Annotated in this window: 10 protein-coding genes; 8 read left to right on the top strand and 2 right to left on the bottom strand. The window is 38.8% G+C overall.

Annotated elements, in window-relative coordinates:
* Positions 1–57 precede the first annotated feature (57 nt).
* From hemE to K9B36_RS04450, 4 genes are all read left to right on the top strand, one after another.
* Complete coding sequence (hemE, locus tag K9B36_RS04465; protein WP_223700786.1) at positions 58–1095, top strand: uroporphyrinogen decarboxylase; 1038 nt, start codon at positions 58–60, stop codon at positions 1093–1095.
* Positions 1096–1153: 58 nt separating this feature from the next.
* The gene (gene hemH, locus K9B36_RS04460) at positions 1154–2089 is read left to right on the top strand and encodes a ferrochelatase (RefSeq protein ID WP_223700785.1); all 936 of its coding nucleotides are present in this window, start codon (positions 1154–1156) and stop codon (positions 2087–2089) included.
* A gap of 29 nt (positions 2090–2118) precedes the next feature.
* Entirely contained in the window at positions 2119–3546 is a 1428-nt protein-coding gene (hemY, locus tag K9B36_RS04455; RefSeq protein ID WP_223700784.1) for a protoporphyrinogen oxidase, read from the top strand.
* A gap of 280 nt (positions 3547–3826) precedes the next feature.
* Positions 3827–4837, top strand: a complete 1011-nt coding sequence (locus K9B36_RS04450; RefSeq protein WP_223700783.1) for a LacI family DNA-binding transcriptional regulator — start codon at positions 3827–3829, stop codon at positions 4835–4837.
* A gap of 156 nt (positions 4838–4993) precedes the next feature.
* Here K9B36_RS04450 and K9B36_RS04445 read toward each other — a convergent pair whose 3' ends face one another.
* Together K9B36_RS04445 and yhfH are read right to left on the bottom strand one after the other, a co-directional pair.
* Entirely contained in the window at positions 4994–6730 is a 1737-nt protein-coding gene (locus K9B36_RS04445; RefSeq protein WP_223700782.1) for an ABC transporter ATP-binding protein, read from the bottom strand.
* Positions 6731–7433: 703 nt separating this feature from the next.
* Positions 7434–7568, bottom strand: a complete 135-nt coding sequence (gene yhfH / locus K9B36_RS04440; RefSeq protein WP_223700781.1) for a protein YhfH — start codon at positions 7566–7568, stop codon at positions 7434–7436.
* 147 nt (positions 7569–7715) lie between these two features.
* Between yhfH and K9B36_RS04435 the strand changes: the two genes are divergently transcribed.
* The 4 genes from K9B36_RS04435 (at position 7716) to K9B36_RS04420 (ending at position 12428) form a co-directional block, all read left to right on the top strand.
* The gene (locus K9B36_RS04435) at positions 7716–8459 is read left to right on the top strand and encodes an MBL fold metallo-hydrolase (RefSeq protein ID WP_223700780.1); all 744 of its coding nucleotides are present in this window, start codon (positions 7716–7718) and stop codon (positions 8457–8459) included.
* The gene (locus K9B36_RS04430) at positions 8459–9445 is read left to right on the top strand and encodes a lipoate--protein ligase (RefSeq protein ID WP_223700997.1); all 987 of its coding nucleotides are present in this window, start codon (positions 8459–8461) and stop codon (positions 9443–9445) included. The genes K9B36_RS04435 and K9B36_RS04430 overlap by 1 nt, the downstream gene beginning before the upstream one ends.
* A gap of 575 nt (positions 9446–10020) precedes the next feature.
* Positions 10021–11571 (top strand): fatty acid--CoA ligase family protein, encoded by a 1551-nt coding sequence (locus tag K9B36_RS04425; protein ID WP_223700779.1) that lies wholly within the window; start codon positions 10021–10023, stop codon positions 11569–11571.
* Positions 11572–11648: 77 nt separating this feature from the next.
* On the top strand, positions 11649–12428 hold the full coding sequence (locus tag K9B36_RS04420) for an enoyl-CoA hydratase-related protein (protein WP_223700778.1): 780 nt from the start codon (positions 11649–11651) through the stop codon (positions 12426–12428).
* The last annotated feature ends 97 nt before the right edge of the window (positions 12429–12525 follow it).

Here is a 12525-nt window from a genome sequence, read left to right as displayed (position 1 = left end):
TGACAGAAGTGAAACGAAATAAAAGAGAGAATTAATGAGACGGAAGGGGTCATCATAGTGAGTCAACGTAAGTTTAATGATACATTTTTAAAAGCATGTCGAGGAGAAGAAACAAATCATGTACCATTATGGTATATGAGACAAGCAGGGCGTTCACAGCCTGAATACCGGAAAATTAAAGAGAAATATTCACTGTTTGAAATTACCCACCAACCGGAGCTTTGTGCCTATGTTACCAAACTTCCGGTTGACCAATATAATGTCGATGCTGCCATTCTTTATAAAGATATAATGACACCACTTCCGGCAATCGGTGTAGATGTTGAAATTAAATCAGGAATTGGTCCTGTTATTGATAATCCTATCCGCTCCGTACAGGATGTCGAAAGATTAGGAGAGATTAATCCAGAACAGGATGTTCCCTACGTTCTTGATACAATCAAACTATTAACAAAGGAACAACTCGATGTTCCCTTAATTGGCTTCGCTGGAGCACCTTTCACATTAGCATCTTACATGATCGAAGGCGGACCTTCTAGGAATTATAACAAAACGAAAGCTTTCATGTACTCAGAACCGAAGGCGTGGTTTGCGTTAATGGATAAACTTGCAGACACAACCATCACCTATGTACGGTCACAAATTAATGCAGGTGCAAAAGCTATCCAAATTTTCGATAGTTGGGTCGGAGCATTAAATGTGGAAGATTATCGTTATTTCATTAAGCCAGTGATGAATCGAATCTTCTCATCTTTGAAAGAAGAAAATGTTCCTCTTATTATGTTTGGTGTAGGTGCAAGTCATCTTGCAAATGAATGGCATGACTTACCGGTGGATGTGGTCGGATTAGACTGGCGTTTACCAATTTCAGAGGCTAGACAACGTGGTATTACAAAGACAGTTCAAGGAAACTTAGATCCATCTATCTTATTAGCTCCGTGGGAAGTGATTGAAGAAAAAGCAAAAGCTATTCTTGATCAAGGAATGGAACGCCCAGGCTATATCTTTAATCTTGGTCATGGTGTCTTCCCAGAGGTAAAACCTGAAACATTGAAACGTTTAGCGCAATTTGTTCACGATTATACTGCTAAATAAAGTAAAGTATTCCCTAATAGTTTTTCTTTAGATAAATAGAATGAGGTGTACAGATATCATGGCAAAAAAGACAGTGGGCTTGTTGGTTATGGCATACGGAACGCCATACAAAGAAGAAGACTTAGAGCGTTATTACACACATATTCGCCGAGGAAGAAAACCGACAGAAGAAATGCTTCAAGATTTGCGTGACCGCTATAATGCAATTGGCGGCATCTCTCCTCTTGCAAGAATTACACAAGATCAAGCAAACGCACTTGGCTCACACTTAAACAGCATTCAGGATGAAATAGAATTTAAAGTGTATTTGGGATTAAAGCATATCGAACCCTTCGTGGAGGATGCCGTAAAACAAATGAACGATGATGGCATACAAGAGGCAGTAAGTATTGTTCTTGCGCCACATTTCTCCACCTTTAGTGTGAAATCATATAATGGTCGTGCACAAGAAGAGGCGCAAAAACTAGGTGGACCAACAATCTATTCCGTTGAAAGCTGGTACGAGGAGCCGAAGTTTATTAATTATTGGGTGAAGCGCGTGAAAGAAACCTTTGATAGCATGGACGAGGCTGAAAAGAAAAAAGCGGTGTTGATTGTTTCTGCTCACAGTTTACCTGAGAAAATTATTTCAATGGGAGATCCATATCCAGATCAGCTTCAAGAAACAGCCGACTTAATTGCCAAAGGTGCAGGTGTAGAAAATTATGTGATTGCTTGGCAAAGTGAAGGAAATACACCTGATCCATGGCTTGGCCCTGATGTACAGGATATTACCAGAGACCTATATAAAGAAAAAGGCTACACATCCTTTGTATACACACCTGTCGGGTTTGTATCCGATCATTTAGAAGTTCTATATGATAACGATACGGAGTGTAAGATTGTAACAGATGAAATTGGTGCAAAATACTATCGCCCTGAAATGCCTAATACACAACCGGAGTTTGTTGATGCAATGGCAACAGTAGTGCTAGAAGAGTTGAAAAAGAAGTAACAGAAACTGAAAAAAAAGGCGATGATACCATGAATGAGGAGAAAAAAAGGGTTTTCATCATCGGTGGAGGCATTACGGGACTATCTGCGGCCTATTATCTTCTTAAGGAAATAAAAGAGAAAAACTTAAATATGGAAGTTACGTTAATTGAAGCGAGTAACCGTTTAGGTGGCAAAATTCAAACCATAAAAAAGGATGGTTATACAATTGAGCGAGGACCAGATTCGTTTCTTGAAAGAAAGACGAGTGCCGCAAAATTAGCCAAAGATGTTGGGCTTGAAAGCCAGCTTACCAATAATGCTACAGGTCAAGCCTACATTCTTTTAAAAGGCCAGCTATACCCTATGCCAGAGGGTGCAGTAATGGGAATTCCTACAAAACTGTCTCCCTTTGTAACAACAGGTTTATTTTCTCCCATGGGGAAAATGAGAGCAGCAGCAGATTTGATTCTACCAGCAAGTGGAAATAAAGATGACCAATCTCTTGGATCCTTCTTCCGTAGAAGATTAGGTGATGAAGTGGTGGAAAACTTAATTGAACCATTGTTATCCGGTATATACGCAGGTGATATTGATAAGTTAAGCTTACAGGCTACCTTTCCCCAATTTCAACAGGTAGAGCAAAAATACCGTAGCCTTATTTTAGGTATGAAACAAACAACCCCAAAGAAACCTGCAGACGCACCTAAGTTAAAAAAGGGGATGTTCCTTACCCTTACAGGAGGGCTACAGTCCTTAGTAGATGCGATGGAAGAGCAGTTAGTTGGAGTAAAGGTACTAAAAGCTGTGAAAGTCGATCACATCGAGAAGTATGGAGATTATAGCTATGGAATTTCTTTAAGTAATGGAGAGATAATGACCGCTGATAATATCATTATTACTACTCCCCATTTTGCAACAGCCAGCATGCTACAAAATTTCAAAGCTGTAGCACCTCTTGAAAAGATGAAGTCCACAACGGTTGCAACCGTTGCTATGGCATTTGACAAATCTGCTATTACAGAAGAGATAGAAGGTACTGGCTTTGTTGTTTCTCGTAATAGTGACTACACCATTACTGCTTGTACATGGACTCATAAAAAATGGCTTCATACTACTCCAAATGGTAAAGTCCTCTTACGCTGCTATGTGGGGAGAGTTGGAGAAGAAGCAATTGTTGAGCAAAGTGATGAAGAAATCAAACAGGTTGTATTGGACGATCTAAATAAAATAATGAACATCAGTGCGTTACCAGAATTCACTATCATTACTCGCTGGAAGCAGGCAATGCCACAGTACGCTGTCGGGCATAAAAAAATGCTAGATGATATAAAGGACCGTTTAACAGAAGAAATGCCAGGAGTTTTCCTTGCAGGAAGTTCTTTTGAAGGAGTCGGTATCCCTGATTGCATCGACCAAGGAGTAGCGGCAGTAACGAAAGTTATAGAACAATACAACAAGCAAATGATCCGTGTCTAAAAAAGGAAGGGGCTTACCTGAAAAAGGTGAGCCCCTATTTATGAGTTTGTGTTTAACAACTCCGGGGTTTTCCCTTGACGGGTTAGTTGACCTTAACAAACTAGTACTTTTTCCATAGAAATATAAAATTCCTATTGAAAACACTTACATTACCTTTTATACTAGTAGTTATGAAAACGATTTCATTATAAGACTATTAATAAGGCTTTTCGTAAAAATGTTGATATAAGACGTAATTAACTTATAAAACAAGAAATCCTAGTAAAAGGTGGGAAGACTCGTGGCGACTATTGAAGACGTAGCAAAATTAGCAGGCTTATCAAGAACGACTGTTTCCCGTGTCATTAATAACCACCCATATGTTTCGGAAAAGAAACGCTCGCTTGTAATGAATGCAATGAGTGAACTGGGGTATGTTCCCAACTCATCTGCTAGAAGTTTACGTAGTCAAAAGACAGAGATGGTTGCATTATTGATTCCTCGTGTAATGAATCCATTCTTTAGTGAACTTATTGAAAGAATGGAAATGGCCGCGGCGGAGAACGGATACCAGCTTATTATTTGTCAGACTAAATATTCGAAGAAAAAGGAACTTGACTACTTGAATTTGTTGAAAACGAAACAAGTGGATGGTATTATTCTTTCTTCTATTCAAAACGATTGGAATGTTATCGAACCATTCTTAGAGTTCGGACCAATTGTACTTTGCAATGAGTTTGAGGAGGATGCTCATGTGCCTTCCGTTCGTTTAGATCAAACTTATGGTGGATATATTTCAACGAAGCACCTCCTTGATCTTGGTCATCGTAAAATTGCTTATTGTACAGGTGGATACAAAAGCAATGTTGCTAAAAGCAGAGAAATAGGGTTTCTCAAAGCATTAGAAGAGTTCGAGGTTTCCTTCCAAGAAGAGTTTTCTTTTCGGAATGCCTTTACAATTGAGGATGGCAGGGAAATCCTACGAGAAATTATCACTCTAAAGGACAGGCCTACAGCCATTTTTACTGGTGGAGATGAAGTAGCAGCCGGCATTATTACAGAGGCCAAGCGTCATGGGATAAAGGTTCCAGAAGATCTTGCTGTGGTTGGATTTGACAATCAAGCAATCACAGAATTGGTCGAACCTTCCATAACAACTGTCTATCAGCCTATTGAAGAAATGGCGCGTAAGACATTTCAAATTATGATGGAAAAAGTAAACTCCAAACGCTATCGTCAAAAAGAAATAGTTGAATATGATTTGGAGCTTATTGTACGAGAATCAACGGTCAAACAAGGGGTTTTAATATAAAGTTAGAAAGAGCACTGTGGGGATGGTGCTCTTTTGTTATGTTTTTATTTTAGTTGTTTTCGCATTAATTGTTGCGTTTACCTAAGTGGGGACCACATTATTCAACAACTGCTCAAGCTGAATAAGTATCGGAACTCTTTATACCCAAAAACTTAATTATGTCAATTGCTGCTCGGCAAATTCGTGATACAATGCGTGGGTTTCAACAAGTTCATGGTGTGTCCCGATACCGGTTATCTCGCCTTTTTCAATAAACACAATCTTATCGGCATGTACAATCGTAGACAAACGGTGTGCTATGACAAAGGTGGTGCGACCTTCCATCAGTCGTGTTAGTGCTTGTTGTACAATGCTTTCAGATTGACTGTCCAGGCTTGCTGTTGCTTCATCCATCATTAAGATCCTAGGGTCTCTTAGAAATGCTCTTGCAATCGCGATGCGCTGTTTTTGGCCACCAGATAGCTTTACTCCACGCTCCCCGACTTCTGTATCTAATTTCATTGGGAACTCCTCGATAAATTGATCTGCATAAGCCATTTTAGCTACTTCCCATAGACGGTCATCCGCAATACTCTCCGGGTGTTTTAGTCCGTAGGTTAGGTTTTCTCGAATAGTACCGGCCATCATCGGACTGTCCTGGGAAACATAACCGATCTGATTTCTCCAGGATTCCATTGATAGATCTTTGATTGACGTGTTTCCTACTAAAATATCGCCTGAGGTTGGTTCATAAAACCTTTCGATAAGACCAAATAATGTAGATTTTCCCCCACCGCTCGGTCCTGCAAAAGCAACCATTGTACCTGGTTGAGCATCAAAAGAAACATTTTTTATTACAGCTTCTTCCTCACTATAGGCAAAAGATACATCTTTCACTCGAACAGGTTGATTAGAAATGTCCATATCTAATCCTTCCTGTCCCTCCTCGACGTGAAGGTCCAGAATATCAATAATTCTTTCGGTAGCTCCCTTCGCTTTTTGAAGTTGAGTAAAGAACATTGTAAAAGAAGTAATCGGAAAAATAATCTGAAATAGATAGAGCAAGAAAGCTACAAGGGCACCAGTGGACATGGAACCTTCAGCTACACGTATCCCTCCATAGCCAATTATTATTACAATTACCACCATTACAATGAGATACATTAAAGGACCTATCAGTGCAATAATACGCGATTCTTTTAAACCAAAGGATAATAGATTGTTAATGCCTGAAGAGCCTTTTTGAGCCTCTGCTTTTTCTGCAGTTGAAGCTTTCATTAAGCGAATTTCACTTAATGTTTGCTGGATGCTGCCGGTAAATGTTGCGGTTTCATCTTGTAACCCACGCGATATCTTAGCCATCTTTCTCCCGAGTGGAACCATGATAATAATTGTAATTGGGACAGAAACTAACATAAGCATGGTCATTTTCCAGTCCATAATTAGCAAGATAATGACTGCTCCGATAATAGAAATAACTCCTGTGATAAATTGTGGAAAGTGCTGTGAAATTAAATCTTTCACAATTCCAGTATCGTTTACAACGCGGCTCACAGACTCTCCACTCTTTTGCTTGTCAAAATAGCTAACTGGCAATCGAATGAGTTTGAACCACATAATCTCACGTAACCTGGATACGATTTTTTGTCCCACGTATGCTAATAAATATGTAGAAAACCCATCAATTAAAGCTTGAACGATGAAAACAACACCGATCGTTAGGATAAGTGCGATACTTATTGACTCTACAGAGAAGCCATCAACCAGTTCTTTTGTTAACAAAGGGATGGCAAGTCCCACTAGGGTAGTTAGTACGCTTCCAATCAATCCTATTGTTAATGCTAGTTTAGGGATTTTTGTAGAAAGAATAAGGTTAAGAAAAGGTTTTAAAGTATTTTTTTGATTTTGTTCCATGTTTGCTTGCTCCTTTTTAGCTATCTTTAGGGGTCTTTTCTTAGAGATTGTTGCTATAAGTCCGTAAAGTTCGACACTCAAGCAGCCTTCTTTAAAGATATAGTTGCATTAAGAAATAATGCTATTATGTAATATCTATTATAGAGCACTTGAATATTCCTGGCATCTTTTGAGGTAGATTCATTTCTGATTTGGTATTTAATAAGCAGGAAGGAGTGCGTTGGGCAGATTGTTAGATAGTTTGGACGGTTTGTAGGTTGAATTGAGGATTTTGTTAGATGGCTTAAGAAGAGTGTTAGATAAATCGTTGTAGTTGTTAGATAATTTTGCGAAGTTGTTAGATGAATTAAGAAAATTGTTAGATAGCTTGGACAAAGTTGTTAGATGAATTCCACTAAGTTGTTAGATAGATTACGGAAAGTGGTTAATAAGAGAACTAAATTCATCCTTTAGATGGCTTAGGAAGGAAAAAAAACAGCTTTAATTTGTCACCTGTCATAAAAAAAACAATCTTCCTATTAAAAAGTCAAAAACACAAAGAAAATCATCTGAAATCTCAATTGCGTTCAAAATAGAGCGGCCCCCGTTCCTCTTGCGGTACCCACCACATGTTTATCCTAGCAAAACATGCTTCAGTGGCTACCCTGATGGACAAATCTAAAAAAGCAGAATCCGAATTGGGCGGATTCTGCTCAATAAAAATTTATTTAAGTTCATTTGACATACAATCCGTACATTGGTTACCGTAGCATTCATGCTGCTCATCCATAGTTTTTTTGCATTCTACACATTTTTTAGGTGGTAAATTTCTGAAAAATTCTGTACTTTTAATCAACATCTTATCACCCTCCGTTTTGTTATTTGTTTTATTGTATTATAACAGAGCTTGTACTGTCAACAACTGTTTTAAAACAACAGGTAAAATAGGAAGTTAAGTTTTTTTATGATATTCTAGAGAGGAAGATTAGGATAAGGAGATGAAGCGATGAAGCTTACTGTAATTGGGTTTTGGGGAGGCTATCCTGCTGTAAATAGTGCAACCTCTGGATATTTAGTTGAACATAATGATTTTCGATTACTAATTGATTGCGGAAGTGGTGTATTAGCACAGCTTCAAAATTACATAGAAGTCACTAATCTTGATGCGGTTATCCTATCTCATTACCACCACGATCACATAGCAGACATTGGTCCTTTGCAGTTTGCAAGGTTAATTTCCTTTTATATGGGTAAATCTGTTAGTCAGCTGCCGATTTATGGTCATCAAGAAGATGAAACTGGTTTTGCAAGTTTGACCCATAAAGAATATACAAAAGGAATAGCTTACGATCCAACGCAAATTTTACAAGTTGGACCCTTCACGATTGAATTCCTGAAAACGAAACATCCAGTCCCCTGCTACGCCATGAAAGTAACAACAGAGGATGGATCATTTGTTTATACAGCAGATACGAGCTATCAGGAATCTTTTATTCCATTTACAGAAGGCACAGATCTATTGATAAGCGAATGCAATTTATATGCACATCAAAATGGACAGGCTGCAGGACATATGAATAGTCATGATGTGGCTAAATTAGCCAAAGGTGCTGGTGTACCAAGGGTATTGCTTACGCATTTACCTCATTTCGGTAAGGTTGAACAGTTGGTAGAGGAATGTTCTGCCATATATAATGGTGAGATAAGGATAGCGCATAAAGGATATACATGGGAGAGTGGGAAACAATGATGCTTTTTATAGATAATAAAGGAATTACAGATCCTAGAATTAATTTAGCCATTGAAGAGTATGCTCTGAAAAAACTGGATATTGAAGATACTTACCTATTGTTTTACATAAACGAACCTTCTATTATTATTGGGAAGAATCAAAACAGTGTAGAAGAGATTAATACAAAGTATGTGGAGGACCAAGGTATACATGTTGTTCGTCGTCTTTCTGGCGGAGGCGCGGTGTACCATGATCATGGTAATTTGAACTTTAGTTTTATTACTAAGGATGATGGAGAGAGTTTTCATAACTTTAAAAAGTTTACAGCGCCTGTTGTAGAAGCATTAGATAGTCTAGGTGTAAAAGCAGAATTGAGTGGCCGCAACGATATAATTGCAGAAGGCAGAAAAATTAGTGGAAATGCACAATTTTCCACAAAGGGCCGTATGTTCAGTCATGGAACTCTATTATTTGATTCGGAAATTGAACATGTGGTATCTGCCTTAAATGTGAAGAAGGATAAAATTGAATCAAAGGGCATTAAATCTATTCGTAGTCGTGTTGCGAACATTAAGGAATTTTTGACAGAAGAAATAACGATTGAACAGTTTCGTCAATTACTATTAGAAGCGATCTTTAAAACGAAAGATATTCCGACATATGAGCTTACGGAAGAGGATTGGAATAATATTCATGAACTTTCAAAAGAGCGTTATCAAAATTGGGATTGGAATTATGGGAAATCTCCTAAGTTTAACCTCCAGCACTCCCATCGTTTTCCAGTTGGACAAATCGATATCCGTTTAAATGTGAACAAAGGTTTGATAGAGGAATGTAAGATTTATGGCGATTTCTTTGGCGTTGGGAACGTGGAAGAGATTGAAAACCTGCTTAAGGGTGTAAGATACGAAAAAGCGGAAGTGGCTAATGCACTTGAAGAAATCGATGTGAAACATTATTTTGGAAATATTACCAAAGATGAATTATTGGAGTTGATATATTAATTAGGTAGATTCTATACCATGTTAAGTTATCAAACAAAGTATAAGTCAGAAAGGCTCTCGTGGAGGAGAAGGTCACTCCTGGGTGCGCGGAGGCCACTGAAAAACTGAAAACATATAGTTTTGGGTGGCTTCTAGCTGTGGATTGGAGCAAATGGCGTAGACGCAAGCGTCGGAGTAGCGACAAGCTTGAGACCCCGCAGGGCATAGCCCGAGGAGGCTCAAGGTCGCCCTCTGGATAAGCGAAGCCATTTGCGGAAAGTAACAGCGGTGATTAACCCAAACCTACTATTATGTACTTCTTCAGTGGCCTCGGTGCGCGCTTAGGGGGTTCCTTGCTGGCCCACAGGAAGCAAAAGACAAGCATAGATTTCGATAGAGGTATCTTGTATAGCTAAAATAAAAATGTGAAGTAAATTACTTCACATTTTTATTTTAGTATACCTTATCTGAATATTTTAATTTTATTGACATAATTTAATGACAGATTCTGCTCAATCTACTATAATTATAATGGGAGATTAATGAATGGTGATTCATTCAATTTTTATCAATTCTAGTAAAGGGGCGATGTACTTTTGAATATTTCTTCACAATTGGCACTGACAGCCAAAATGAACCCAATGAAAGAGGCATATGTGTTTGAAGGGGAATCCAAAACATATACAGAATTAAACGCTGCAATTAACGCTTTTGCTTCAGGATTAGAGGCAATGGGAATTAAAAAGGGAGACCATCTAGCACTAGTAGTCGGGAACTCACCTTATTTTATTATTGGGATGTACGGAGCGGCTCGTTTAGGTGCAACGGTTATTCCAATTAACCCGATATATACACCAGATGAACTAAGCTATATTTTAAAAGATGGTGACGTAAAAGCGATAATTACTTTAGATTTACTTGTGCCACTTTTTGAGAAGCTTCATCCACATTTGTCTGATACAGAAACTTATATCATTTGTGAAACACCGGATGGCAAAGCAAAATCACAAGACTTTCCGATAGAGAAGCTATCAATCTACCCTAAAATGAAATCGTTTACAAGCATAATGGCTGCTGGTACTTTTACATACTCTGGTCCTGAATTACTTGAAGATGATGTGGCGGTTATTCTTTACACTTCCGGTACAACAGGAAAACCTAAGGGTGCCATGCTTACTCATAAAAATCTTTATCGCAATGCGAAGGACGCTGCTGACTTTTTGAAGATCAATGAATCAGACAAAGTTGTTGCAACTCTACCAATGTTTCATGTGTTCTGTTTGACGGTTGCACTGAATGCCCCATTAATGAATGGAGCAACAGTAATTATAGTTCCTAGATTCAGTCCTCAGGTAATTTTTGATATCGTAAAAGAATATGAAGCAACTGTATTTGCCGGTGTGCCAACGATGTATAATTTCTTACTTCAAGCTCAAGGGGAAGTAGAAGACTTAAAGTCATTGCGTTTGTGTATTTCAGGTGGTGCCTCTATGCCGGTCGCATTGCTTCAAAGCTTTGAAAATAAATACAATGTAATTGTTTCAGAAGGTTATGGTTTATCAGAAGCGTCTCCTGTTACATGTTTTAATCCGTTAGATAGACCAAGAAAAGCAGGGTCTATTGGCACAAATATCGTTAATGTTGAAAATAAGGTAGTAAATGAACTTGGAGAAGAAGTTGCTCCTGGTGAGGTTGGGGAACTAGTTGTCCGCGGACCGAATGTGATGAAAGGTTATTATAAAATGCCGGAAGAAACTGCAGCGACCATTAAAGACAACTGGCTTCATACAGGCGACCTTGCGAAAATGGATGAGGAAGGCTACTTTTACATTGTAGATCGCAAAAAAGATATGATCTTAGTTGGAGGATACAATGTTTATCCTCGCGAAGTAGAAGAGGTTCTGTATAACCATGAAAATGTTTCGGAAGTAGCAGTACTAGGCGTGCCTGACCCTCAAGTCGGAGAAGCGGTAAAGTGTTTTGTTGTGGTTAAGGAGAAAGTTTCGGAAGCGGAATTAATTGCATATTGTGCAGAGCACTTAGCAAAATATAAGGTTCCTTCTTCAATCGAGTTCTTAGAAGAGCTCCCGAAAAACACAACAGGAAAAATATTACGAAGAGCCCTTAAAGAAAAGCTTGGAGTTTAAAGGAATTTCAGACTCCTTAGAGAATCTATAAAAATAGCGAATTTTGTAACCGCTAACAATCTCGTGGGAGGTAACAGATGAATTATATTGAGGTAGATATAAAGGACTTTATTGCGACAGTGACACTTAAGCGCCCTGAAGCGATGAATGCGTTTAATTACGATATGCTAGTAGAACTGGGGAATGTCGCGGAGGAACTTCGTACAAATGCGGATGTTCGGGTAGTTGTTGTAACAGCAGCAGGTGATAAAGCTTTCAGTGTAGGAGCGGATCTCAAAGAAAGAAGAGGTTTAACCGAGCAGCAGGTTCGTCGAAATGTATATAAAATTGGAGATGTTTTTAACCGCATCGCAGATCTCCCTCAACCAACGATCGCAGCCATCAATGGCTATGCTTTCGGAGGGGGAATGGAGTTACTGTTAGCCTGCGACTTCCGTGTAACATCACGCCAAACAAAAATGGGTTTGACTGAAACGAGCTTGGCAATTATTCCTGGTGCAGGTGGCACGCAGCGTTTGCCACGAATAATCGGGGAAGCGAAGGCGATGGAATTGATTCTTACCGCTAAACGATTTACTGGTGAAGAGGCCGACAGGTTCGGTTTAATTACCAGATTAGTAGAGGATAGTTCCCAAGTTGTAGACGGTGCGAAAGAGCTTGCTCATGAAATGCTCAAGAATGGGCCAGTTGCCATTCAACAAGCTAAATTTGCTATAAGGCAGGGAATGAGTGTCGATATGCAGACTGGCTTGCAAATAGAGCGCAAAGCATATGAAGTTATTATACCAACAGAAGATCGAGTGGAAGCGCTCGTTGCATTTCAAGAAAAACGAGCACCTGAGTTTAAAGGGAAGTAATATAAAAGTAGTGCCGCTCCTTAATAATGGGGCGGCACTTTTTTTATATGAAAATATCTACCCTTTACAATTGATTATAAAAATTAGTATATTAAGA

It is taken from the genome of Sutcliffiella deserti (assembly GCF_020037475.1).
Lineage (GTDB): Bacteria > Bacillota > Bacilli > Bacillales > Bacillaceae_I > Sutcliffiella_A > Sutcliffiella_A deserti.
Note: the sequence above shows the minus strand (reverse complement) of the source record. Positions and strands in the feature narration are given on the sequence as shown.

Excerpts from the sequence above, each read along its gene's own strand:
- hemH (WP_223700785.1), top strand. The coding sequence starts at position 1,154 with ATGGCAAAAAAGACAGTGGGCTTGTTGGTTATGGCATACGGAACGCCA.
- hemY (WP_223700784.1), top strand. The coding sequence starts at position 2,119 with ATGAATGAGGAGAAAAAAAGGGTTTTCATCATCGGTGGAGGCATTACG.
- K9B36_RS04445 (WP_223700782.1), bottom strand. The coding sequence starts at position 6,730 with ATGGAACAAAATCAAAAAAATACTTTAAAACCTTTTCTTAACCTTATT.
- yhfH (WP_223700781.1), bottom strand. The coding sequence starts at position 7,568 with ATGTTGATTAAAAGTACAGAATTTTTCAGAAATTTACCACCTAAAAAA.
- K9B36_RS04435 (WP_223700780.1), top strand. The coding sequence starts at position 7,716 with ATGAAGCTTACTGTAATTGGGTTTTGGGGAGGCTATCCTGCTGTAAAT.
- K9B36_RS04430 (WP_223700997.1), top strand. The coding sequence starts at position 8,459 with ATGCTTTTTATAGATAATAAAGGAATTACAGATCCTAGAATTAATTTA.
- K9B36_RS04420 (WP_223700778.1), top strand. The coding sequence starts at position 11,649 with ATGAATTATATTGAGGTAGATATAAAGGACTTTATTGCGACAGTGACA.